General features: G+C 61.9%; 20 protein-coding genes and 6 pseudogenes. 17 read left to right on the forward strand and 9 right to left on the reverse strand.

Features of this window, described 5'->3' with window-relative positions:
* Together ACSSU5_RS01710 and ACSSU5_RS01715 are read right to left on the reverse strand one after the other, a co-directional pair.
* Positions 1–999 carry a methyl-accepting chemotaxis protein gene (locus tag ACSSU5_RS01710; RefSeq protein WP_492561296.1) on the reverse strand — a complete coding sequence of 333 codons (999 nt, stop codon included), beginning with the start codon at positions 997–999 and terminating at the stop codon, positions 1–3.
* A 237-nt stretch (positions 1,000–1,236) separates the two neighbouring features.
* Positions 1,237–1,668, reverse strand: a pseudogene (locus ACSSU5_RS01715) (PAS domain-containing protein); the annotation flags it as partial.
* A gap of 164 nt (positions 1,669–1,832) precedes the next feature.
* Here ACSSU5_RS01715 and ACSSU5_RS01720 point away from each other — a divergent pair.
* The 5 genes from ACSSU5_RS01720 to ACSSU5_RS01740 all read left to right on the forward strand — a co-directional run bounded on the left by ACSSU5_RS01720 (position 1,833) and on the right by ACSSU5_RS01740 (position 6,280).
* Complete coding sequence (locus ACSSU5_RS01720; protein WP_264312561.1) at positions 1,833–2,147, forward strand: helix-turn-helix domain-containing protein; 315 nt, start codon at positions 1,833–1,835, stop codon at positions 2,145–2,147.
* Between the two features lie 248 nt (positions 2,148–2,395).
* The gene (locus ACSSU5_RS01725; protein WP_264312560.1) at positions 2,396–3,706 is read left to right on the forward strand and encodes a C4-dicarboxylate transporter DctA; all 1,311 of its coding nucleotides are present in this window, start codon (positions 2,396–2,398) and stop codon (positions 3,704–3,706) included.
* 44 nt (positions 3,707–3,750) lie between these two features.
* Entirely contained in the window at positions 3,751–4,455 is a 705-nt protein-coding gene (locus ACSSU5_RS01730; RefSeq protein ID WP_264312559.1) for a FadR/GntR family transcriptional regulator, read from the forward strand.
* Between the two features lie 16 nt (positions 4,456–4,471).
* On the forward strand, positions 4,472–5,152 hold the full coding sequence (locus ACSSU5_RS01735) for a GntR family transcriptional regulator (protein WP_264312558.1): 681 nt from the start codon (positions 4,472–4,474) through the stop codon (positions 5,150–5,152).
* 75 nt (positions 5,153–5,227) lie between these two features.
* Positions 5,228–6,280 (forward strand): hypothetical protein, encoded by a 1,053-nt coding sequence (locus tag ACSSU5_RS01740; RefSeq protein WP_264312557.1) that lies wholly within the window; start codon positions 5,228–5,230, stop codon positions 6,278–6,280.
* 40 nt (positions 6,281–6,320) lie between these two features.
* Here the strand turns inward: ACSSU5_RS01740 and ACSSU5_RS01745 are convergent, their stop codons facing one another.
* The gene (locus ACSSU5_RS01745; RefSeq protein WP_264312556.1) at positions 6,321–6,749 is read right to left on the reverse strand and encodes a PACE efflux transporter; all 429 of its coding nucleotides are present in this window, start codon (positions 6,747–6,749) and stop codon (positions 6,321–6,323) included.
* Positions 6,750–6,851: 102 nt separating this feature from the next.
* Here ACSSU5_RS01745 and ACSSU5_RS01750 point away from each other — a divergent pair, with 102 nt between their 5' ends.
* Both ACSSU5_RS01750 and mcpA read left to right on the forward strand, forming a co-directional pair.
* Positions 6,852–7,730 carry a LysR family transcriptional regulator gene (locus ACSSU5_RS01750; RefSeq protein ID WP_264312555.1) on the forward strand — a complete coding sequence of 293 codons (879 nt, stop codon included), beginning with the start codon at positions 6,852–6,854 and terminating at the stop codon, positions 7,728–7,730.
* A gap of 139 nt (positions 7,731–7,869) precedes the next feature.
* Positions 7,870–9,756 carry a methyl-accepting chemotaxis protein McpA gene (mcpA, locus tag ACSSU5_RS01755; protein ID WP_264312554.1) on the forward strand — a complete coding sequence of 629 codons (1,887 nt, stop codon included), beginning with the start codon at positions 7,870–7,872 and terminating at the stop codon, positions 9,754–9,756.
* A gap of 78 nt (positions 9,757–9,834) precedes the next feature.
* Here mcpA and ACSSU5_RS01760 read toward each other — a convergent pair whose 3' ends face one another.
* The 3 genes from ACSSU5_RS01760 to ACSSU5_RS01770 all read right to left on the reverse strand — a co-directional run bounded on the left by ACSSU5_RS01760 (position 9,835) and on the right by ACSSU5_RS01770 (position 12,557).
* The gene (locus ACSSU5_RS01760; RefSeq protein WP_264312553.1) at positions 9,835–10,899 is read right to left on the reverse strand and encodes a YkvI family membrane protein; all 1,065 of its coding nucleotides are present in this window, start codon (positions 10,897–10,899) and stop codon (positions 9,835–9,837) included.
* Between the two features lie 131 nt (positions 10,900–11,030).
* Entirely contained in the window at positions 11,031–11,408 is a 378-nt protein-coding gene (locus tag ACSSU5_RS01765; RefSeq protein ID WP_264312552.1) for a RidA family protein, read from the reverse strand.
* A gap of 18 nt (positions 11,409–11,426) precedes the next feature.
* Entirely contained in the window at positions 11,427–12,557 is a 1,131-nt protein-coding gene (locus ACSSU5_RS01770; protein WP_264312551.1) for an NAD(P)/FAD-dependent oxidoreductase, read from the reverse strand.
* Positions 12,558–12,672: 115 nt separating this feature from the next.
* On the opposite strand from ACSSU5_RS01770, the gene ACSSU5_RS01775 reads away from it, so the two are divergent.
* Complete coding sequence (locus tag ACSSU5_RS01775; RefSeq protein WP_264312550.1) at positions 12,673–13,278, forward strand: helix-turn-helix domain-containing protein; 606 nt, start codon at positions 12,673–12,675, stop codon at positions 13,276–13,278.
* 133 nt (positions 13,279–13,411) lie between these two features.
* On the forward strand, positions 13,412–14,197 hold the full coding sequence (locus ACSSU5_RS01780) for a sulfite exporter TauE/SafE family protein (protein ID WP_264312549.1): 786 nt from the start codon (positions 13,412–13,414) through the stop codon (positions 14,195–14,197).
* Between the two features lie 19 nt (positions 14,198–14,216).
* Here ACSSU5_RS01780 and ACSSU5_RS01785 read toward each other — a convergent pair whose 3' ends face one another.
* The 3 genes and pseudogenes from ACSSU5_RS01785 to ACSSU5_RS01795 form a co-directional block, all read right to left on the reverse strand.
* Positions 14,217–14,762: a histidine phosphatase family protein gene (locus ACSSU5_RS01785; RefSeq protein WP_492560465.1), complete on the reverse strand. Its 546-nt coding sequence runs from the start codon at positions 14,760–14,762 to the stop codon at positions 14,217–14,219.
* A gap of 92 nt (positions 14,763–14,854) precedes the next feature.
* Positions 14,855–15,115 (reverse strand): annotated as a pseudogene (locus ACSSU5_RS01790) (hypothetical protein); the annotation flags it as partial.
* Positions 15,112–15,573 (reverse strand): annotated as a pseudogene (locus ACSSU5_RS01795) (type VI secretion system domain-containing protein); the annotation flags it as partial. The pseudogenes ACSSU5_RS01790 and ACSSU5_RS01795, both read right to left, overlap by 4 nt.
* On the opposite strand from ACSSU5_RS01795, the pseudogene ACSSU5_RS01800 reads away from it, so the two are divergent.
* From ACSSU5_RS01800 to ACSSU5_RS01835, 8 genes and pseudogenes are all read left to right on the forward strand, one after another.
* A pseudogene (locus ACSSU5_RS01800) lies at positions 15,573–15,881 on the forward strand (type VI secretion system contractile sheath large subunit); the annotation flags it as partial. The pseudogenes ACSSU5_RS01795 and ACSSU5_RS01800 sit on opposite strands and share 1 nt — an antisense overlap.
* Positions 15,878–16,288: a type VI secretion system baseplate subunit TssE gene (gene tssE, locus ACSSU5_RS01805; RefSeq protein WP_492560466.1), complete on the forward strand. Its 411-nt coding sequence runs from the start codon at positions 15,878–15,880 to the stop codon at positions 16,286–16,288. The pseudogene ACSSU5_RS01800 and the gene tssE, both read left to right, overlap by 4 nt.
* 4 nt (positions 16,289–16,292) lie before the next feature.
* Positions 16,293–17,882 carry a type VI secretion system baseplate subunit TssF gene (tssF, locus tag ACSSU5_RS01810; RefSeq protein WP_492560467.1) on the forward strand — a complete coding sequence of 530 codons (1,590 nt, stop codon included), beginning with the start codon at positions 16,293–16,295 and terminating at the stop codon, positions 17,880–17,882.
* A pseudogene (gene tssJ, locus ACSSU5_RS01815) lies at positions 17,879–18,674 on the forward strand (type VI secretion system lipoprotein TssJ). The gene tssF and the pseudogene tssJ overlap by 4 nt, the downstream one beginning before the upstream one ends.
* A 55-nt stretch (positions 18,675–18,729) precedes the next feature.
* Positions 18,730–19,620, forward strand: a pseudogene (gene tssK / locus ACSSU5_RS01820) (type VI secretion system baseplate subunit TssK); the annotation flags it as partial.
* Positions 19,621–19,751: 131 nt separating this feature from the next.
* A complete protein-coding gene (locus ACSSU5_RS01825; protein WP_492560468.1) occupies positions 19,752–20,270 on the forward strand; it encodes an Hcp family type VI secretion system effector in 519 nt (172 codons plus the stop codon).
* Between the two features lie 69 nt (positions 20,271–20,339).
* The gene (locus tag ACSSU5_RS01830) at positions 20,340–22,325 is read left to right on the forward strand and encodes a type VI secretion system Vgr family protein (protein ID WP_492560469.1); all 1,986 of its coding nucleotides are present in this window, start codon (positions 20,340–20,342) and stop codon (positions 22,323–22,325) included.
* A 45-nt stretch (positions 22,326–22,370) separates the two neighbouring features.
* The gene (locus ACSSU5_RS01835) at positions 22,371–22,802 is read left to right on the forward strand and encodes a DcrB-related protein (RefSeq protein WP_492560470.1); all 432 of its coding nucleotides are present in this window, start codon (positions 22,371–22,373) and stop codon (positions 22,800–22,802) included.
* Positions 22,803–22,827 lie beyond the last annotated feature (25 nt).

Consider the following 22,827-nt stretch of genomic DNA (forward strand, 5'->3'; position numbering starts at 1 on the left):
CTAGCGGTTGAAGCGCTCCACGAGGGCGCGCAATCCGGCGCACACCTCTTCCAGCTCGGCACCGCGCGATGCGGCGGCATTGGCGCTCTGGGCGCTGTGCTGAGCAATGCCCGCCACACCGTTGATTTGCCGCGACACCTCTTCGGCCACTGCGGACTGCTGCTGCGAGGCCGTGGCCATCTGCTGGCTCATGTCGCTGATACGTTGCACCGCCGCACGAATACCATGCAGTGCCTGTTGTGCCTCTTGTACCTGCGCAACGCCCTGCTCGGCACCCTGGATACCTTGGCTGGCAATGGCCACGGCTTCCTCGGCACCGCTGCGCAGGCCATCGATGATGGCCTGGATATGCAAGGTCGATTGCCGGGTCTTGTCGGCCAGTGCCCGCACCTCGTCGGCGACCACGGCAAAGCCACGCCCCTGCTCGCCGGCACGGGCGGCCTCGATGGCCGCATTGAGGGCCAGCAGGTTGGTCTGTTCGGCAATGCCACGGATCATCCCGGCAGCCTCGGCGATGGCACCGGTCTGACCGGCCAGGTGGGTGACCGCCTGGTTGATCTGGTCCACCGTGCCGGCCAAGGCGCGGATCGCCGTGCCGCTGGCATCGGCAACCCGGCTGCCCTGCTCGGCCAGCAGGTGCGCGGTATGCGCCTCGGCTGCGGTGAGCTGCACATGGTTGACCACTTCGCCGATCGATGCGGTCATCTCGGTCATGGCCGTTGCGCTCAGGTCGGTTTCCGCGCGCTGTTCCAGCAATGCCGTTTCGGTACCGCGCGATAAACGCCCGGCATCATGAGCCGCCACTGCCATCTGCGTGGCGAGGTCACTGAGGCGGGTCAACGCGGTTTTCAGGCGCGCCTCTTCCCCGATCAAAATCAGCTCTAGTTGCCCGGCCGCACCCGGCAAGTCGCTGTAGGTCAGGGCGGCGATCGGGTCGGCGAAGGTGCCTTCGGCGCCCTGTATGACCCGCCGCAACTGGCGGCCCAGGTCGTTGCGCATCCACAGCCCATAGGCCGCGAACAACCCCAAGGTTACCGCATGGCCGGGCCAGCCTGACCAGAGCTGATTGGCGCCAACCGCCAACAACCCACCCAGCAGTGGCAAGGCCAAGGCCTGGGCCAGCAGGGCCAGGCGGCGCCCCTTCGGCAGCGCCGACTGGCCCTGGCGCAAGCGTGCATACAGGGCCTCGGCACGGCGCACCTGCTCGCGGGTCGGGCAGACCCGTACCGACTCGTAGCCGATCACCCGGCCACCTTCCAGGATCGGCGTGACGTAGGCATTGACCCAGTAGAAGTCGCCATTGCGGCAGCGGTTCTTTACGATGCCCATCCAGCTCTTGCCGGCTTTCAGGTAACGCCACATCAACTCGTACACCGCTGCGGGCATGTCCGGGTGGCGCACCAGATTGTGCGGGCTGCCGATCAGCTCGGCCTCGCTGTAACCACTGATGGCGGCGAATTCGGGATTGCAGTAGGTGATCAGGCTGGCGGTGTCGGTGGCAGAAATCAGCCGCTGACCCGAGGGGAAACGTTGCTCGACCGGGGTTACCGGGAGATTGAGACGCACGATGAGACTCCATTCACTGACGAACCGGTACTCTGCCCATCGACGGCCATCGGAACCGATCCGTATCGATCCGCTCAAATGTGCACATGTGCTTCCAGCCACACCGGCATGAGGCCGAATGACACTGGAGACTCGACGATGACTGTCCGGTCAAGCCGCGAATTCTACGAAATTCATCACATAAATCAAATAAAGGTGATCGATCATGGCGTTGCGCCATGTGGATAGATATCGTTAAGTTCTTGATTCTAAATGGGAATTAAGTGATGACGAGATCAGCCCTGGGTTTTGCTCTGCGCCGCTACCGCAAGCTAGCGGGTCTGACCCAGGCACAATTCGCTGAGCGAACCGGCTTCGACCCCAAGACCATCAGCCGTTTCGAGACCGGCGCCTATACACCCAGCATCGATGCGCTCATGGCGTTCGCAGGTGTACTGGGCGTCAAACCCAAGGACTTCTTCGCCGAGCCGGACGACGAAGAGGAGCAGCGCGCCTATCTGTTCGGCGTCATCCACAACGCCCCACCCAAGGATCTTGGCAAGCTGATTGCAGCAGTGGATGAGGCATTGGCCAAGCCCTGATCTGGTCCACCCGATTTCCTCTGATCGCACGGTTGCCCCGCCCCATGGCACGCACCAAGTTAGAGCCTGGCGTGGCCAATTGCACCACAACTGGTCAGACCGGTAAGGCCAAAAAACGCTTGCGCTGTAGGAAATTTCGCGCTTTTATGGCCTCGCGCTGAACAAACCGGTAAGACCACAATAATTAAGTCCTGCGCTCTTTGCCCCTCGTGGCATCGAAGCAAGGACACCGATCAGAGATCACTCCCATGCTCAAATGGTGCTCGCGTTCGATCTTCCTGCAAGTCGTGCTGGGCCTTGCCCTCGGCATCGCCTGCGGCCTCAGCTTCCCCGAAGTCTCCCTACAACTCAAACCCCTCGGTGACGGCTTCATCAAGCTGATCAAGATGCTCATCGGCCTGATCGTGTTCTGTGTGGTGGTCAGCGGTATCTCCGGTGCGGGCGACCTCAAGAAGGTCGGGCGAATCGGCCTGAAGTCGGTCATCTACTTCGAAGTACTGACCACCATCGCCCTGGTGATCGGCCTGGTGTTCGCCTTCAGCAGCGGCATTGGCAGCGGCGCCAACATTCATCTGGACCAGTTGTCCAGCGCCGACGCCAGCAGCCTGGCCGAGCGCGGCCAGCATATCCATGGTGCCACCGCGTTCTTCATGGACCTGATCCCAACGTCGGTGATCGGCGCCTTCGCCGACAACAACATCCTGCAAGTGCTGCTGTTCTCGGTACTGTTCGGCAGCGCCCTGAACCTGGTGGGCGACTCGGCGGCGGGTATTTCGCGGCTGATCAACGAGCTCAGCCATGTAATCTTCCGCATCATGGGCATGATCGTGCGCCTGGCGCCGATTGGCGTGTTCGGCGCAATCGCCTTCACCACCAGCAAATATGGCCTCGAATCGCTGCAGCACCTGGGTGGCCTGGTCGCGCTGTTCTACCTGACCTGTGCCGGTTTCGTGCTGATCGTGCTGGGTACCGTCATGCGCCTGTCGGGCCTGAAACTGCTGCCGCTGATCAAATACCTGCGTGAAGAGCTGACCATCGTCCTCGGTACCGCCTCCTCCGACGCCGTGCTGCCACAGATCATGCGCAAGCTCGAACACCTGGGGATAGGCACCTCCACCGTCGGCCTGGTCATCCCGACCGGCTACTCGTTCAACCTCGACGGTTTCTCCATTTACCTGACCCTGGCCATCGTCTTCATCGCCAACGCCACCGGCACGCCACTGGAGATGACCGACCTGTTGACCATTCTTCTGGTATCGCTGGTGACTTCCAAGGGTGCTCATGGCATCCCAGGCTCGGCGCTGGTGATCCTCGCCGCCACCCTGACCGCCGTGCCGGCCATCCCCGTGGTGGGCCTGGTACTGGTGTTGGCAGTGGACTGGTTCATGGGTATCGGCCGGGCGCTGACCAACCTGATCGGCAACTGCGTGGCCACCGTGGCCATCGCGCGCTGGGAGAAGGACATCGACCTGGAGCGCGCGCAGAACGTACTCGCTGGCAAACCCGGTTTTGCCCACACGCCCCGCAAGCAGCCCAACACCCATCAACAGGAATTCTGATCGAACGAGGCCGGCGATGACGCCGGCCCTTCCAGGAGCGAACCGTGATCAGCTCATCGACCGTCGTCAACTCAGTGGTGGAGAAACTCCGCCAAGCCCTGGCCCGCGGCCAGTGGCGCACCGGCGACATGCTGCCTGGCCAGCGCGAACTGGCCGAACAACTGGGCATCAGCCGCCCCAGCCTGCGCGAAGCCGTCACCGTGCTGGAAACCCTGGGCCTGGTGCGCGCGCTGCCGGGCAAAGGCGTGCTGGTACTGGATGCCGATGCCGCCCTGCAGGAGCCGGGCATCGACACCAGCGCGTCGGCCAGCCTGGCCGATGTGCTGGAGCTGCGCTACACCCTCGAACCCTTCATCGTCGGCCTGGTGGCGCAATCGGCCAACAGCCACGACATTGGTCAACTGCGCCTGACGCTGATGGACATGCGCGAAGCGCTGGAAGCCGATGACACCGAGGCCGGGGTCAAAGCCTACATCGCTTTGCATGAGGCGCTGTTCGCCCTGACCACCAACCCGATCTTCCAGAGCGTGGTGCAACAGACCAGCAATGCCCTCAAGCAGAGCGCCGACATGCTGCGCAATTCGCCCGAGCACCTGGCCGCACGGCTGAAGGAGAACGAGGCCGTGGTGCGCGCCATCCGCGAACGCAACAGCGCCGAGGCCAGTGCACAGATGCGCCAGCACATCCTTGCCGAAGGCCAGCGCATGGGCATTCAACTGAACATCCCGGACGAACATCCACGCACTTGACCCCAGGAGAGCGACCATGACTGCCTGCGCCCACGCCGCCCCCCGCCTGCCTGCCCTGCTCGCCGCTGGCGAAACCCGCCTGTCGGCCGACCAGATCTACCCACGGCTGTTCGATGCGATTCTTGAGCAACGCTTGCCGCCCGGCGCCCTCTTGCCCGAGCAGGCGTTGGGCCATGCCTTTGGCGTAAGCCGCACGGTGATCCGCCGGGTGCTTGGCCGCCTGTCGGACCAACAGGTGGTGGTCCAGCGCCCCAGTCACACCGCGCACCTGGCCGCCCCTGACCCGGACCAGGCGCGCCAGGTGCTCAGCGCCAGGCGTCTGGCCGAAACCACCTTGATCACCCTGGCCGCCCAGCGCGCACGGCCAGCGCAAATCCGCCAGTTGCGCCAGCTGGTCGAGCGAGAGCGCCAGCACCACGAAAGCGGTGAGCGTTGCGCGGCCATCCGCCTGGGCGGCGAGTTTCACCTGAAGCTGGCGCAGGTTGCCGCCAACGCACCGCTGGCGCGGTTTCTCAACGGCCTGGTGCCGATGACCTCGCTGATCATCGCCCGCTATGAATCGCCTTGCTGCGACCACTGTGCCTGGGAAGAACATGCGGCCATCATCGATGCGGTGGAAGCAGGTGATGCAGCGGCGGCGCTGGCACTGATGCACGAGCACCTGGACCGGCTGCAAGACAAGCTCGACCTGGGCTGAGTTTTTTGGCCGTTGTAGGAGCGTTCTCTCTATACTCGAGAGACCACCCCAGCCTCTACCCAGGGAGGCGGCCGCGTGAGCTCGCGCACCCCCTTACTGCTACTGTGCCTATTGCTCGCCCTCGGCGGCTGTGCGAGCAAGCGCCCGCCTGCCCCTCCGCCGCCCGCGGTGCTTACCCCGGCCACCTGGCAGCGTATCGATCAGGACCTGATCGATGCCTCGGTCGGTGCCGCAGGGTCGGCCAACGATTACGCCCGGCGCTCCATGCGGGTATGGAAGGAGCAGGTGCAGCAACGCACCGAGCGCGACTTCATCCCGTGGTTCACCGGTTACTGGACCCAGCAATGGCTGACCCTCAAGGTCGCCTGGTACAAGCTCGGCAGTGGCGAGGGCCGCGAGCCTGCGGAAAAACGCCTGGCGCTGTACCTGCAGGAGCAGTACCACGAACGGGTGATCGAGCCCGTGGCCGAGCAGATCAACCCCGAGGGTATCCGCGACCGCGCCTGTGAACTGTACGTGCAACTGGTCGGCCAGCAACTGCCGGCCATCATCGCCCGCTACAACGCGCCGCCCGAGCAATTCAGCCAGCGCCTCAATCGCATCCCCGCCATTGCCTTGGGCCCGCCCGATGCACGCAACGCCAGCCTCTATCAACTGCTGCGGGCCAAATCACTGGACCAGCAACCGGCCTGGCAAGCCATGCGCCAGCATCTGCACCTGCAAGCCAGCAAAGGCCCTGGGCAGACCGACGTGGGCCTGTCGTCGGTGGCAACGCGTGCCAGCGAAAAGCTCGGTGCCACCCTGGCCCCACGCGGCATCGCCAGCGCCGTGGCCTCGGCGGTGGGCAAGGTAGCCGGGGCGATGATCTCGGTGGCGGCGGCCGGTTACGGCCTGATCACCCACGACCGTGAACAACCGCAGATGGTCGAGCAGTTGCGGGTCATCCTCAATGTGGCGCTGAACCAGGAGTGGCAGGAACTGATGGAGAACCGCCAGAGCGGGGCGATGGCGGGGGTGTATTACCTGTCGGGGCAGGTCGAGGACAGTTTACTGGCCAGTGCGCCGCGGCCGGTGGAGCCGCAGGCCGAGCAGAAGCAGGAGCCCTTATTGATACGCCTGCCACCGTAGCGGTTGCTTGTACCGGCCTCTTCGCGGGCACAGCAGCTAGTCAGGCGGTGGCCAGCGCCGAATTGGGCAACCCGAAGATCCGGTCGAACGCCCAGTTGTAGGCAAAGGTGTAGCACGGCACCAGAATAATGAACGCAAGGTCCACCAAAAACGCCTCCACCAGGCTCATGCCCAGCCACCAGGCAATCAGCGGAATCAGGTACACCACCAAGGTCAGCTGAAACCCGATGGCATGCGCCACGCGCCGCGCCACGCTGCGCCCACGTTTGGCCTGGCGGCTTTCCCAACGCTCGAACAGCGTGTTGTAGATCAGGTTCCAGAGCATGGCGATAGTGGTGATCATCACCGCCAGTGGCCCGGTGTGGGAAGCCTGAGTGTCTGACAGATAAGCCAGCCCGAGGGTCGACATGCACAGCCCGATCAATTCATAGAACGTTACATAGACCAGTTTGCGTTTGAGTCCCTGCACCCGGGATTACCTCCAATGAATGAAAACGAGGGGCGCGAGGATGCTTCAATCTGCTTGACAGTAAAAGTCAGCAGCTGTCAGATCAACTGACAGGAGGCTGCCATGAACTTTTCCAGCGACAACATTCAGCTGTTTCTCGCCGTGCTCGACCGCGGTTCGTTCTCCGCTGCCGCGCGCGCCTTGCACCGCGTCCCCTCGGCCGTGAGCATGGCGATCGGCAACCTTGAAGCAGAGCTCGGCTACAGCCTGTTCGAACGTGGCCCGCGCGAAGTCCGCGCGACCGCCCAGGCCTTGGCCCTTGAGCCCCACGCCAGGTTGATCGCCGAGCAGCTCGGGCTGCTGCAGGTGCATGCCCTGGAGCTGTCCCAGGGGCTTGAGAGCAGCCTGACCATCGCCGTGGTCCCGGACATCGACCAGCGCCCGCTGCTGGCCGCCATCGCCCGGCTCGGTGAGCGCTACCCGCTGCTGGACATCGCGCTGCTCAGCGCCCCGCAGGAAGACGCCCTGCAGCTGCTCGACAGTGGCCGCGCCGACCTCTGCGTAGCCTTCGCCGGCCTGCAGGTCGACGCCCGCCGTGGCTTCCAGCACATCGGCATCGAGTCGCTGGTGGCAACCCTCTCACCTGCCCACCCAGCCGTGCTCGACGACCGCGTTCGGTATCTCGAAGACCTGATCAACGTACGCCAGATTCTGGTGCGCAGCCGTGACCTGCCGCTGACCGACCCGCGCGCCCTGATTGGCGCCACGCATTGGTCCACCGACAGCTTCGATATCGCCCTGCAAATGGTCGAAGCAGGCCTGGGCTGGGGGGATCTGCCGCTGTCACGCATCGCCCCCCTGCTGGCTGCCGGGCGCCTGGTGCGGCTGGAATTTCGTAATACCCGTAATGAATTGCAGTTGCCGGTGCACATCTTGTGGCGCAAACAACACCCGCTGCACCAGGCGGCACGCCTGTTGATCGAACAGCTGTGTAGGCGTTGAACGCCGTTCGTCGAAACGGCCTAAAGAAATTTCGCTAAGTGTTTCAATTTTTTACCCCGCAAGCCGATAGCCAATCGACAGGCCGCAGCGCGTCATGAGCGCGCAACGCCCTCCCCTCATTGGCTCAAGGTCTCGAAACATGAACCTGAAATTTCGCCACAAGATCCTGCTCAGCGCCTGCGGCGTCGTGGTCCTGGCTTTTGCCCTGTTCACGCTCTACAACGACTACCTGCAACGCAACACCATCCGCCAGAACATCGAATCGTCGGTGCAGCAATCCGGTGCACTGACCGCCAGCAGCGTGCAGAACTGGATGAGCGGGCGCATCCTGGTGCTGGAGAACCTGGCCCAGGACATCGCCCTGCTCGGTGCCGGTGACTCCCTGGCCGGGCTTGTCGAGCAGCCTTCTTACACGCGCAATTTCCTGTTCACCTACCTGGGCCAGGCCAACGGTGCCTTCACCCAGCGCCCCGACGCCCAGATGCCCGCCGGTTACGACCCCCGCCAACGCCCGTGGTACAGCACCGCGGCAAGCGCCGGGCAGACCGTGTTGACCGCCCCTTACCAAGGTGCCGTCGGCGGCCTGATGGTGACCATTGCCACCCCCGTGAAGGGCAAAGGCAATGGTGAGCTGCTGGGTGTGGTCGGTGGTGATGTGACCCTCGACACCTTGGTCGAGATCATCAACTCGGTCGATTTCGGCGGCATCGGTCACGCCTTCCTGGCCGACAGCAATGGCCAGGTGATCGTCAGCCCCGATAAAGACCAGGTGATGAAGAACCTCAAGGACATCTACCCCGGCAGTGGCCTGCGCGTCGCCTCGGGCATGCAGGATGTCACCCTAAATGGCCAGGAGCGCTTGATTTCCTTCGCCCCGGTGTCTGGCCTGCCGTCCGCCCAGTGGTACATCGGCCTGTCGATCGACAAAGACAAAGCCTACGCGGCCCTCAGCCAATTCCGCACTTCGGCGATCATCGCCATGCTCATCGCCGTGGCGGCCATCGCCGGCCTGCTTGGTTTGTTGATCCCGGTGCTGATGCAACCGCTGACCACCATGGGCCGTGCCATGCGCGACATCGCCGAAGGCGAAGGTGACCTGACCCGCCGCCTGGCGGTGCAGAACAAAGACGAGTTCGGCGAACTGGCTACCTCGTTCAACCGTTTCGTTGAACGCATCCATGCCTCGATCAGCGAAGTGTCCTCGGCGACCCGCCTGGTGCATGACCTGTCGGAAAAGGTCGTTAATGCATCCAACGCTTCGATCACTGGCTCCGAAGAACAAAGCATGCGCACCAACAGCGTGGCAGCAGCGATCAACGAACTGGGCGCCGCCACCCAGGAAATCGCGCGCAACGCTGCCGATGCCTCGCAGCATGCCAGCGGTGCCAGCGAGCAGGCCCATGGCGGCCGCGAAGTGGTCGAGGAAGCGATCAGCGCCATGACCGCCCTGTCGCAGCGCATCAGCGAATCGTGCGCGCAGATCGAAACACTCAACACCAGCACCGACGAAATCGGCAAGATCCTCGACGTGATCAAGGGCATTTCCCAGCAGACCAACCTGCTGGCACTCAACGCCGCCATCGAGGCCGCCCGTGCCGGTGAAGCCGGCCGTGGTTTTGCCGTGGTCGCCGACGAGGTCCGCAACCTGGCGCACCGCACCCAGGAATCAGCCGAAGAAATCCATCGCATGATCACCAGCCTGCAGGTGGGCTCGCGTGAGGCGGTGCACACCATGAACACCAGCCAGGTCTCCAGCGAACAGACCGTGCAGGTGGCCAACCAGGCCGGTGTGCGTCTGGCCAGCGTGACCCAGCGCATTGGCGAGATCGATGGCATGAACCAGTCGGTGGCCACCGCCACCGAAGAGCAGACGGCCGTGGTCGAGAGCCTCAACCTGGACATCACCCAGATCAACGCCCTCAACCAGCAAGGCGTCGAAAACCTGAACGAGACACTGCTGCACTGCGATCAACTGGCCCAGCAGGCTGGCCGCCTGAAGCAACTGGTAGGCAGCTTCAGGATCTGATTGCCACGTTAGTCGGCACGCCCTCTCCCGCTTTCTGTGGGAGCGGGCTTGCCCGCGAATGGGCTGCACAGCAGCCCCTTACACCACTACCGCCTTCGCAGCCTTGCCCCGCCGTACCCATGCCAGCAACACCGCTGCCATCAGCACAAAGCCCAGATACCCAAACAGCGGATACACCTCGCCCACCAGGCTGATGAACCCCACCAGGCTGCAGCCAAACGCCACCACACCGGTCACCACCGAGCCCCAGCGGAACTTCGCCGTGCCCGCCGGCATCAGCCGCGAAAGGAACGAGAACAGGGTACCCACCGCGGTGTTGACGATCATGCCGAAAATGATCAGGCACATCACCAGCCCCAACAACGGCGACACCTCATTGGCGATCGACAGCATTGGCATCGGCAAGTCGGCGACACTGTCCAGGCGTGACAACAGCCCAGCGCTCATCACCAACATCAACCCACCCAGCGCCGCACCGCCCAGCAACCCGCCCCACACTGCCGTCTTCTCACCTTTGGCCGAGCCGCCCAGAATGGCCAGGATCGGCGCACCGGCAACGATGTTGTAGGACACATACAAGAACGCGCCCAGCAGCCAATGACGGGTGCCCGCCTGTTGCTGGCTGGCCAGGTGGTTGAGGTCGGCGAAGCTCTGTTCGCGGGTGAACACGGCGTACAGTGCAATCGCCGAAGCCACCAGAATCAGCAACGGCGTGATCGCGCCAATGGCCAGGATCACCTTGCGCACGTCCAGGCACACAATGCCCACCACCACGACCGTCACCAGCACACTGCCAGTCAACGCCGGGATGCCGAACTGCTGCTCCAGCAATGCACCGCCACCGGCCAGCATGACCACGGTGACGGCGAACATGAAGAAGGTGATCAACCAGTCGACGAACAGGCCCAGGTGACGGCCACAGATAGCCTGGATCACATCCTTGTGCGAGGTGGCCCGCTGGCGGTTGCCCAACCCCGCCAGGGCCATGCCAAGGAAGGTGAACAAGGCGGCACTGACCATGGCGCCGACCAGCCCCCAGACACCGAAATCGACAAAGAACAACAGCAGTTCCCGCCCCGAAGCAAAGCCCGCCCCCACGATCACGCCAACGAATGCGCCGGCGATTTTCAGCTGCTCTTGCATGTGAACCTCTGGATTTATTGTTGTTATGTGTCACTGCGGCAGAGAACGTGTGTAGGAGCAGCCTTGTGCTGCGAAAGGCCTCTTCGCCGCACAAGGCTGCTCCTGCAATTTCCCGCTAGATCAGTGAACGCCTACGCTTGACCGACAAACGCCTGCACTTCGATTTCCACATCCACCCCCAGCGCCAACGCCGAAGCCACAGTCGAACGGACGGGCAAGGCGTCGCCGAAGAACGCTTTGTAAACTTCGTTGAAGCCTGCAAAGTGGCTCATGTCCGACAGCCACACCGTGGCCTTCACCACCTGGTCGAGGCGTGCTCCGCTGGCCGCCAGGCTTTCAACGATGCGTTCGCAGGCCGCGCGGGTCTGGGTCTGGATATCACCGCGCACCACTTCGCCGCTGGCACTCATCGGTATCTGCCCGGAGAGGAACAGGAAACCACCGGCTTTCACCGCACGGGAAAACGGAAACGGCAGGCTGCTGGGAAAACGCTGGATGTCATTGCTCATGGAAAGCTCCTTTCTGGGTTACTGGAAACGTGCCGGGGACAGGCGCTCGGGCGCCACCCCCTGGCTAACAAGGCTAGGGCACAGCGGCTGACCGAGCAGCAGGTCAGCCGCCAGGCGCGAAGCACCTGCGGCCGACTGGATGCCATAGCCGCCTTGTGCCGCCAGCCAGAAGAACGCTGGCGTGCGCGGGTCAAAACCGATCACCAAATCGCCATCGGCAACGAACGATCGCAAACCCGCCCAACTGTGGCTCGGACGACGGATGCTCAACGTGGTCATGGCTTCGATGTTGTAGATGCCCAATGCCACATCGAGCTCTTCAGGGGCGGCATCCTGGGGCTCGACCGGGTCGGCGTTGGCGGGAGAGCCGAGCAACTGACCGGCGTCGGGTTTGAAATAGAAGCTCTCGTCAACACCAATGACCGCCGGCCAGCGGGCGAAGTCCTGGTCTGCTGGGCCAGGGAAGGTAAAGGCACTGCGTCGGCACGGTTGCAGCCCGATGGGGTTCACGCCGCACTGCTCGGCGACGCGGTCGGCCCAGGCACCGGCGGCATTGACCAGTTGGCGCGCCTGTACACGGCTGCCATCGCTCAGTTCTACCTGCCACAGCGCATCGCGGTAGCAGGCCTGGGCCAACTCCGCGTTGCAGCGCAGCTGCCCGCCGGCGGCGCGATAGCCACGCAAAAAGCCTTGGTGCAGCGCATGGACGTCCAGGTCCATGGCGCCCGGCTCCAACACCGCGCCAGCCAGCACCTCGGCGCGCAGGCTCGGCACCAGCGCCAGCGCCGCGTCGCGATCGAGCAGGCTGACCTCGGTGCCATTGGCCAGGTTCTGCGCGTGGGTCTGCTCGAGCAGTTGCTGTTGTTCAAGGCTGGCCACGTAAAGGCAGCCGCGCGGCTCAAGCAATGGGTGTTCGCAGAAGCCTTGTGGCGGCGCTTCATAAAATGCCCGGCTGGCGCGGGTCAGTGCCTGGATTTGCGGCGTGCCGTAGGCCTCCATGAACATGGCTGCAGAACGCCCCGTCGAGTGGTAGCCCGGCTGCGACTCGCGTTCGAGCAGCAGCACCTGTTGCTGGCCAGCCAGGCGATAGCCCAGGGAGGCACCGGCGATCCCGGCGCCAATGATCAGGGTGTCGTAGATCGGGGTCATGCACGCTCCTGTTTCGGTTATTATCATTTATGAGAATTCTAATATATGAGAATTTAGAAAAGCGCAAGTGTCCAAGGTAATATGCCCGACCAATGCCGTATGCCGAGTACCCCGAATGCCCGATGACCACCCCGATGCCCTGCCCCTGCTAGACCGCGCCGCCGTCGGCAGGCGCCTGCGCCAGGTGCGCAAGGCGCGCCAGCTGACCCTCAAGCAATTGTCCGAAGCCAGCGGCGTGCCGGTGTCGACCTTGTCGAAAATGGAGCTTGCCCAGGTATCGGTCAGCTACGAAAAACTGGCAGCCGCCGCCCGTGCACTGAATGTCGATATCGCCCAGTTGTTCCGTGCCAGCGGCACGGCCGAGGCGCCGGTGCCGGTTACCGTGGTGGTTGATTCACTGGCTGCGGTCGCGGGGTACGCAACCGGTACCTACGACTACCACCCGATCGCCGGCGCGTTCCCCGAACGTCGCATGACACCCGCCTATGCCCGCATCATTGCGCGCGAACGCGGGCAGTTCGACGATTTTATCCGCCATCCTGGCCAAGAGTTCGCCCTGGTAATCTGCGGGCGTGTGCGCATCGAATTCGAGACCGGCGAAGCGGTCAGCATCGGGCCGCAGGAGACCGCGTACTTCAACAGCCAGGTGGGGCATATCTACTTGTCTGAGAGCGAAGATGGCGGGGACGCACATGTGATGGTGGTGATGACAGACCGTTGAGCCGTGCGGTTTCAAGTCCAGGACAGGCAACACGCGGTTATAACCTAATAACGAACTAGTCTATTTGGCTATAAAAAATTCTATATGCTGGCTTCCATCCGATAACGGGCAAAGTTGGGCAGTCGAGTAGCGTATGGATGTAGGTTCTTTCGGTTTCACCCTTGCCGGGCTGGTCGTGGGTTTCATCGTCGGTATGACCGGCGTCGGTGGCGGCTCGCTGATGACCCCTATCCTCTTGTGGTTTGGCATCAACCCGGCCACCGCTGTCGGCACCGACCTGCTTTATGCCGCCATCACCAAGGCCAGTGGCGTGTGGGTGCATGCCCGCAACAAGAACATCGACTGGAAAATCACCGGCCTGCTGAGCCTGGGCAGCGTGCCTGCGGCGGCACTCACCCTGTGGTTCCTCAGCACCCTGCACACCGACACCTCGGCGCTCAACGCCATCATCAAGCAGGGCCTGGCCGTGGTGTTGATCCTCACCGCACTGGCTATCCTGTTCAAGTCGCGTTTGCAGGCATTCGCCAGCCGCCATGCCGGTGACCACTACCACCTCAGCGACCGCAGCCTGACCACGTTGACCGTGCTCACCGGTGTTGTGCTGGGCGTCATGGTTACCCTGACCTCCATCGGCGCTGGCGCACTCGGCACCGTGGCGCTGTTCCTGTTGTACCCGTTCCTGGTGACCCGCCGCCTGGTCGGCACCGAAATCGCCCACGCGGTGCCCCTGACCCTGGTCGCGGGCCTGGGCCACGCCGGCATGGGCAACATGGACTGGTCGCTGTTGGGCTACCTGCTGCTGGGCTCGCTGCCGGGTATCTACATGGGCAGCCACCTCACAGGGCGCATTTCCGACCGCGTGCTGCGCCCGTGCCTGGCGGCGATGCTGCTGCTGATCGGCTACAAACTGGCGTTCTGAGCCACGCTTGCCACTGCTATCAGCCCAGCCGCAAACGCCACTGCCCGGTAAAGCTGAGTTCAAGGCGCGATAGCGGCAACACATCGATGCGCTGGTGGGTGCTCAACGGGCACCCCAACAGCTGTACCAGCACAGCGCGGATGACCATAGGGTGGGTCACTGCCAGCCACTCGCCCGGCGTGTCGAACGCCGCCAGCCAAGCCCCCACACGCTGGCACAGCTGCGCGAAAGACTCACCGCCATGTGGCGTGCTGGCCGGATTATCCAGCCACTCGCACAACGCCTGCGGGTCCTGCACCTGCAACTGCTTGAGCGACAGGCCCTGCCAATGCCCGAGGTCACAATCTGCCAATGCAGGCTCGACACGCGCCTGTGTCTGCGCCGAAAACCAGGCCGCCGTCTCGCAGGCTCGGCGCTCCGGCGCTGTCAGTACCCGTACTTCAGGGCCGATTGCCACAGGCGGTTGCTCCAGCGCCAGCATGCCGTCTTCGGGCGTGGGCAAGCGCCCGGTCTTCTGGGCTTGGGTCAGGGCATGGCAAACAAGGGTCAGGCGAATGGCTTTCACCGGTGCTTCCTTCATGGCAGGCGGGGTGAATGGTTTAGCATGCGGTGATGTTTTATTCCGCAAAAATAGGCCGTATCTAGCCGAACAGGACAAGCATGCAGGTGGCGAAAGCGCGTGCGCAGTACGATCAGCCAACCCAGTAATGGCACCAGCACAAGTACCAGGCTGGCCACACTTCGATGAGCCACGCTTGCCAGTGGCTGCTGTTCACGCCACGTCCATTGCGGGCCAATCCACCAGATGGCGACCAGCATCAGCGCTGCGCCAAGCCCGAGCAGCAGCGGCAGCGCCACGCCAATGCGCGTAGCCATCGGCAAGCCCCAGCGTTTGAGTTGCGTCCAAAGTTGATTCATGAGGGCTCCTGGTCCTTGTTCTGTTTGGCTGGCGCTGGGGATGTGGCGTACTGCTGGAGCCGCTGAAACACCTCAGGCTCCCAGACATCGGCGGTGGTCCGCTGCATCGTCTGGGCAACACTGGCGCATAGGTCGTGGGCCAACCAGGACACCCCGCGCGCGGCCAGCAGATCGGCGGCAATTACCGTGGTGTGGCAGCGTTCACGGGGAGCGCGAAAGTCCGCTTGGATACCCTGCAACCGGAGCAGAACCGGCTCCACACCGCCTGTTTCCAGATGGCTGACCAGTTCCTCGCGCAAGCTGCTGAACTCATGGGAGGGTGCACCTTGGCCACCCTGCCCCCGTGTACCTTTGAGCCAGGCCAGGCATGGGTCATCGACAAACACCATGCCGTCGCTGAAACACAACTGCTGCAGTGCCGGCATGCGCTGCACGAAGCGAGCGGTCGAGGAACGAATATCTGTTCATCGTCAATCGGCTGGCCCACTACATCAAGGTGCTGCAGCGCGAACAGATCGGCAGCTGGAAAGAGCGGCGGGATCTTGAGTCCGAGCTCAACAAGTGGATCAAGCAATACGTCGCCGATCAGGAGAACCCTTCCGCCGATGTACGCAGCCGTCGGCCATTGCGTGCTGCCAGGGTTGAAGTCTGCGACGTTGCCGGTGATCCGGGCTGGTACCAGGTCTCACTCGCCGTACGCCCGCACTTCAAATACATGGGGGCGAACTTCGAAATTTCGTTGGTTGGGCGGCTCGACACGCAATGACCGGCTTTTTTGATCGTTTGATGGCGGATCAGGCCACCCACCGAGAGCCGTCCCGGGTAGAGAGCGCTTCCCGCAAATTCGCCGCCATCAAACGCCACCTCGAAACGCTGCTCAACGCCCGCCAGGGGTGCTCCCAGAGCAGCCCTGAGCTGGGCCTGCGCGACTTCAACGGGCATGACGTGAACAGCGGTGACTTGCTTGCACAGGTGAGCGCGGATATCCGCCGCACCATTCAGCGTTTCGAACCACGCATACAGGTACGCGCGCTCAAAGCGGTGCCCGATGCCCATGCCCCGTTGGAGCTGCATTTCAGGCTGGATTGCCACGTGCAGGTGAACAACCACACGGAGCAGCTGCAACTCGAGCTGCTGGTCAACGGGCACAACCGTTACACCCGAGTGAGGTGACTCCATGTCACTAAAGGACCGATTCAGCGAAGAACTGCGATACCTGCGGGAGCTGGGGAACGACTTCGCCAAGGACAATCCACAACTTGCCCGACTGCTTGGCAAGGGTGGTAGCGACCCCGATGTCGAACGCCTGATGGAAGCCTTCGCCTTCCTCACGGCCAAACTACGGCTCAAGCTGGAAGACGACCTGCCAGAGCTGACCCATCCCATGCTGCAGTTGCTGTGGCCGAACTATCTGCGGCCTCTGCCCAGCGCGACGATTATCCAGTTCACGCCGCTCAAGCAGTCCCTCAGCCAGTCACAGCACATCCCCAAGGGATCACGACTGTTCTCCAAGCCAGCGGACGGCGTTGCCTGCGAATTTCGCACCTGTACCGCAGTACACATCCATCCGTTCGACATCGACGCAGTGGCCGCGACCCAGACACTCGATAGCTCTGTGGTTAGCATCGACCTTCAAACCGTGGTCGAGCGGCCGTTGAACACCCTGGGCTGCTCAAGCCTGGACTTCTACCTCAGCGGCGATACCCGTACCGCCCGCACGCTGTACCTGTGGCTTTCCCAGTACCTCAAGCACATCAGCGTGACCATCAAGGGGGAGGTTCGCCGGCTGCCGGCAAGCAGCATCGCCTTTCCCGGGTTCAGCCCTGACGAAGCCTTACTGCCATACCCGCAGAACGTCTTTGATGGCTACCGAATTCTGCAGGAGTACTTCTTCTTCCCGCAGCGTTTCCACTTCTTCAGCGTTACTGGACTGGAGAAACTATGGCCGGCTCATGACAGCCAGCAGGTGAACATGGCGTTTCACTTCACGCGCCAGTTACCTGACTCGCTGCGTGTCGGCAAAGAAGATTTCAGCCTGTTTTGCACCCCTGCGGTCAACCTGTTCAAGCACAGCGCCGAGCCCATCGACCTGTCCAACGAGAATGCTCAGGTCCAGCTAAAGCCTAAAGGCACAGAGCAGTACGCCTACGAAATCTTCAGCGTCGACGAGGTCATCAGCACCCGAACAACGACAGATGGGCGCACCGGTGAACACCTGCGAACTTTTCGCCCGTTCGAGTCATTCGCGCACGAAATCGAGCATGTTCACCCGTTCGATTGCAGGGGCGGCACCATTGGCAGCGAAGGCGCCAGTTGGCTGATCAATGACCGTGACCGTACCGTTGCGCCTATCCACTGCGAGATTCGCTGGATCGAGGGCGGTTTCTGCGTAATCGATCGCTGTCACGGCACTTACCTGAACGACAGCATCGTCAGCCTGGGAGCACTCCCCCCCAGGCGCCTTCTTGAAGGCGACCAACTTCGTATTGGCGCTTATCGGCTGCACGTTCAATGCTCACAAGCCAACACGCGTTCACTGGAGGATCTGTTCAACCCTGACCAAAGGGTACTCGACCAACTGATCGCCGACAGTCCAACCGAGGCTTGGCAATCCAGGTATCCAACCTCCCAAGCAGTCGCCGAGATCTGCTCGGTTTTCGAGTCAGCCATGGGCAGTGACCCTTTAGCAGCACTGAATGCTGTTGCTGATGCGCGGGTGTCGCACGAAAACCCACTGCAACACTTGATTGCAGGAGCACGCTCATGACGCGCCATTCGTTCGTTGTCGCCCTGTTGACCGCGCTGATCGGCCTCGCTGGCTGCACCTCCTTGAACAGAATGAGCCAAGTGGTAATGGATCACTCGGTGCCCATTGGGCCACCCAAGGATCATCCAACCGAGGTTGCATTCAGCATCAATGCCAGCCCTACCCTCAACGGCAATCCGAACAGCATCGACATCCCTATCGAACACGAGAGCGCCCTGGAGCCCAGCCCCTACGCGGTAAGCCTGAGCGCTGGCGACCCTTACGCACTGACTGAAAAGGTCGGGACCTTGTTCGAGTATCTCCAGGCGCAATTCCCCGCCATGTCTCTCGTCGAGATAGACGAGGAAGACGAAAGCGACGTCGCTCGCTCCCCCCCTGGAAGAAAGCACACCCGGCGACTACGACGACCCGACGGTAGTGCTGACTTTACCGCGTACCACCTCTGTGGCCGCAGAGCCTGTCGCTACGCCCATCGCCATCAAGATCCTGCAACTGCGCGACGACTCGCTGCTGCGCAACAGCGTGTACCAGCTGTTGGATGAAGACCCGGCCAAGGCCCTGCGCAGCACCTATATCCGCGATGACGATTACCTGCTGCGCCCCGGCCAGTTCAAGTTCATCCCTTTCGCCCCCATCGAGCCCGAGACCCGCTTCGTCGCGGTGATCGGCGACTACCGAAACCAGGAGAACGCCACCTGGCAGCAAGTGCTGCGTATTCCACCGCGTGGTCGCCAGATCATCCTCTCGGTGCTGGTCAACGACACGCAGATCCTGCTCAAGGAGGAAGACTGATGGCGCGTCTACACCTGTTGCCCCTCTCGCTTACTCACGCTGACACGGAGCGCTCATGAGTTCACGTAACCCCGTCCTATGGCCTGAGGGCCTGTTCGTCAAACCGCAGCATTTCCAACAGGCTGCTCGGGCCAGCGAAGCGGTACTCCACCAGCGCCTTGGCAGCCTCAACGCAGCCTTTTACGGCTTCAGCGAATTGCAACTGAACGATGAATACCTGAGCCTGGGCAAGATCGCCATAACCCGTGCGCGGGGCATCATGCCGGACGGCACGGTGTTCGACATTCCCGCAGACCTGCCGCCACCACCGCCGCTGGAAATCGATGATGACGGTTCGAAAGACAGCGAGGTGTACCTGTGCCTGCCGTTGCGCACCGAAGGTGGCCGCGAGGTGAGCTGGCCCGACAATGCCGCCAACTTCCGCTACATCGCCCAGGCTCATGAAATCAAGGATACCCACACCGCCGATGGTGACCTGGTCCAGGTCGACCTTGCCGTGCCCAACCTGCAACTCAAACGCAAGGCCGAAGACAGCAGCGCCTATACCCGTCTGGCCCTGGCCCGCATTCTGGAGCGGCGCCCCGACGGCAGCCTGCAGCTGGATGAAACCTTCTACCCCACCAGCGTGTCGGTGCGGGCGGTGCCGGCGCTACAGCGCTTCCTCGAAGAAATCTGCAATACCTTACGCGAACGGGCGCGCAATCTTGCTACGCGGATTGGCGCTTCAGGCCAATCCGGCATCGCCGATATCCGCGACTTCAACCTGCTGCAGGCGATGAACCGCTGGTGGCCGTGTTTCCAGCACCTGGCCAGGCAAGCACAGACGCACCCTGAACAGCTTTATCTGTGCATGAGCCAGGCCTGTGGCGAACTCGTGACCTTCACCGACGAGACCAGGCTGCCACAGGAATACCCGGCGTATCACCATACCGCGCTACGAACCTCAGCCGAGACTCAGCGCAATTGAATTCAACGAATTAGCGAGGTTGCTGCCTCGCTGACAAGCCCATCGCTTCCGATGGCCACGCCACTTCGGAGTGCGCGTGTTTTATCCACATGGACGCAGGAGAAACTGCCATGCCAACACCCGCTTACATCTCCATTAATGGCAAGACCCAAGGCCACATCACCGCGGGCGCCTTCACCTCCGACTCGGTCGGCAACGTGTACCAACAGGGGCATGAAGACCAGATCCTGGTGCAAGAAATCAAGCACCAGGTGACCGTACCCACCGACCCGCAAAGCGGCCAGCCCGCCGGCCAGCGGGTACACAAGCCCTTCATCTTCACCAGTTCACTGAACAAGGCCACGCCCCTGATGTACAACGCACTGGCCTCCGGAGAGATGCTGCCAACAGTAGAGGTCAAGTGGTATCGCACTTCGGTGGAAGGCAAGCAAGAGCACTTTTTCACAACCAAGCTTGAAGACGCCACCATCGTCAACATCAACACAGTCATGCCTCACGCCCAAGACAAGGAGAACGCTGACTTCACTCAACTTATCGAAGTGTCTATGTCCTATCGCAAGATCACCTGGGACCACGCGGTATCTGGAACTAGCGGCTCGGACGACTGGCGTGCACCGATCGAAGCCTAACTGAAGTAACCCCAGGCAGGCCTCTCTGCCTGGGTTTTCGATTTCTCAGACGGCGGACAAGGATTGCTTATGCCTAGCCAATCTGATTTGCGTTACTCCTTTAAGCCACTTGCTGGCGATGATGTATTTGAAGTGGTGTCGTTCACACTCAAGGAGGGGATCAGCAAGCCATTCGAATTGGAGCTGCAACTGAGCAGCTACGAAAGCGATATCGACTTCAGCCAACTGCTCGACAAGCCCGTGCTGTTCACCATTTGGGAAAGCGAATGCCCAGTGCGTTACGTGCACGGTTTGGTCAGCAGCTTCAGCCAAGGCGAGACCGGTCACCGCCGCACCTACTATCACGCCCTGATAGAACCACAGCTGGCCCGTGCCAACTTGCGCTCGAACTGGCGCATCTTCCAGCAGAAAACCGTCCCGCAAATTCTCGAACTGATGCTCAAGCGCCAAGGTATCACCCAGTTCGAACTACGGGCCTCCACGGACCATCAAGAACGCGAGTTCTGCGTCCAGGCCGGCGAGACAGACCTCGCGTTCATTGCCCGCATGGCTGCTGAGGAAGGCTTCGTCTACCGCTTCGAACACAGTGAAAAGCACCACAAACTGCTGATCACCGACCGGCTGCTGTCATTGGGCCTGATCAGTCATGGCGTCATCAAAACCGAGGACGAAGACGAAGGTTTCCATGATGGCGACGAGCCTACAGCACCCGACTCCGTGCTGTACCAATCCAACAGCGGTGGCGCCCAGCCCATATTCTGCCTGCGGCGCTTACGCTACAGCGAACAGGTGCGCACCGCACGCCAGGTGCAACGCGACTACACCTTCACCCACCCCGCGTACCGCCAGGAACACAGAGCCTGCGGCCCGCACCTGGAGCACCAGTCCTCGGACTATGAATGTTTCGATTACCCCGGCCGCTACAAGCGCGATGCCGTCGGTAAGCCGTTCACTGAAAACCGCATCACCGCCCTACGCCATGATGTACGCATTGCCGAGGTCAAGGGTGATGATGTGCGCCTGCAACCGGGCCTGAGCTTTACCCTCACAGGCCACCCGCGCGAAGACCTCAACGCGCATTGGCGAGTGAACACGGTCACTCACAAGGGCAGCCAGTTCACCAGCCTGCAGGAGGAGGCCGCCGGTGCAGACCAGGGCACACGCTACGAGCAAACCGCAATACTGGTGCCCGGCAGGAGCGAGTGGCGCCCTGCCCCACTGCCCAAACCACACGTAGACGGGCCACACATGGCCACCGTCGTCGGCCCGCCCGACGAGGAGATCTATTGCGACCAGTGGGGCCGGGTCAAGGTCAGCTTCCCTTGGGATCGCGAGAGCCAGAACAACGAATTCAGTTCCTGCTGGGTACGGGTATCCCAAGGCTGGGCCGGTGGCAGTTGGGGCTCGATGGCCATTCCTCGAATTGGCCAGGACGTGATCATTCAATACGTCAACGGCGACCCCGATCAGCCGATGATCACCGGGCGCACCTACTGCGGCAACCAACTGCCCCCCTACGACCTGCCCGATCATAAAACGCGTATGACCATCAAGAGCCAGACCCACAAGGGCGATGGCTTCAATGAACTGCGTTTTGAGGATGAACTGGGCAAAGAAGAAGTATTTATCCATGCCCAGAAGGATCAGAACACGCACGTAAACAACCACCAGTCCCTCACCGTGGGTGTTGATCGCACTCAACATATTGGCCAGGACGAGTCTGTTGCCATCGGCCGCAATCGCCTTCGCGTCGTAAAAGACAACGACACGCTGAAAGTGGGCGGCGCAAAGAACGACCTCATCGCAGGTGACTACGAAATCGAAGCGGGTAGCACCCTACGCCTCAAGTGCGGCAAGACCCTTATCGAGATGCAGGCCAACGGCACACTCAACATCACCTGCGAAACCTTCAATCTCACCGGGCAGCAGACCGGGCAGATCAATACGTTGGCGGCAAAGCTCGACCTCAATCCTGCCGGGGGCTCGGCTGGCGCCGCTGCAGCTGGGCGTGACGGAGGTGCATTGAAGGCTGACGTGAATGGACATTTCGAGTAACGCCCGTACCCGTCACGCAATGAATTCCAAGAAGGATCCCCCTCGATGGCTGAATACCTTACTCACGACGTAATCCTCGATTTGGGCGGCGAAACCCCGGAGGACATGACGCTGAACATGCTGCGTTTCCACGAGAGAAACACCACATTGGTGATTGCCCGCAGCCCTGTTGCCTACGACAAAACATTGGACGAGGCCTTGAATGACCAACTGATCATGCTGCGCAAGAGGTCCCAGAAAATGACCCTCACGCCTGCACAAGTCGCTCGCCTTGGAAGCGCAGAGCAACACGTGGAAGGTCGTGAAATGGCGATCCAGTTCATGGTCGGTGACAAGCCTAATTTCCAGCTGCAGGCAGCCTGCCTGATACCCGGGCATCAACGGATGCTGGTGCTCAACTACAGCAAACCCGCCCCCATGAGCGACGACGACATCAGCCACTGGCGCGCCATTAAGCAGAAGCTTCGATTCGCCTGAGCCGTATGCCACACAGGATCAAACC

Source organism: Pseudomonas sp. E1MeOHC2, assembly GCF_058745025.1.

Coding starts and splice junctions, on each gene's coding strand:
- ACSSU5_RS01710 (WP_492561296.1), bottom strand. CDS start 999: ATGCGCAACGACCTGGGCCGCCAGTTGCGGCGGGTCATACAGGGCGCC.
- ACSSU5_RS01780 (WP_264312549.1), top strand. CDS start 13,412: ATGGATGTAGGTTCTTTCGGTTTCACCCTTGCCGGGCTGGTCGTGGGT.
- ACSSU5_RS01765 (WP_264312552.1), bottom strand. CDS start 11,408: ATGAGCAATGACATCCAGCGTTTTCCCAGCAGCCTGCCGTTTCCGTTT.
- ACSSU5_RS01760 (WP_264312553.1), bottom strand. CDS start 10,899: ATGCAAGAGCAGCTGAAAATCGCCGGCGCATTCGTTGGCGTGATCGTG.
- ACSSU5_RS01750 (WP_264312555.1), top strand. CDS start 6,852: ATGAACTTTTCCAGCGACAACATTCAGCTGTTTCTCGCCGTGCTCGAC.
- ACSSU5_RS01770 (WP_264312551.1), bottom strand. CDS start 12,557: ATGACCCCGATCTACGACACCCTGATCATTGGCGCCGGGATCGCCGGT.
- ACSSU5_RS01775 (WP_264312550.1), top strand. CDS start 12,673: ATGCCCGATGACCACCCCGATGCCCTGCCCCTGCTAGACCGCGCCGCC.
- ACSSU5_RS01835 (WP_492560470.1), top strand. CDS start 22,371: ATGGCTGAATACCTTACTCACGACGTAATCCTCGATTTGGGCGGCGAA.
- tssF (WP_492560467.1), top strand. CDS start 16,293: ATGTCACTAAAGGACCGATTCAGCGAAGAACTGCGATACCTGCGGGAG.
- ACSSU5_RS01725 (WP_264312560.1), top strand. CDS start 2,396: ATGCTCAAATGGTGCTCGCGTTCGATCTTCCTGCAAGTCGTGCTGGGC.
- ACSSU5_RS01830 (WP_492560469.1), top strand. CDS start 20,340: ATGCCTAGCCAATCTGATTTGCGTTACTCCTTTAAGCCACTTGCTGGC.
- tssE (WP_492560466.1), top strand. CDS start 15,878: ATGACCGGCTTTTTTGATCGTTTGATGGCGGATCAGGCCACCCACCGA.
- ACSSU5_RS01735 (WP_264312558.1), top strand. CDS start 4,472: ATGACTGCCTGCGCCCACGCCGCCCCCCGCCTGCCTGCCCTGCTCGCC.
- ACSSU5_RS01720 (WP_264312561.1), top strand. CDS start 1,833: ATGACGAGATCAGCCCTGGGTTTTGCTCTGCGCCGCTACCGCAAGCTA.
- mcpA (WP_264312554.1), top strand. CDS start 7,870: ATGAACCTGAAATTTCGCCACAAGATCCTGCTCAGCGCCTGCGGCGTC.
- ACSSU5_RS01825 (WP_492560468.1), top strand. CDS start 19,752: ATGCCAACACCCGCTTACATCTCCATTAATGGCAAGACCCAAGGCCAC.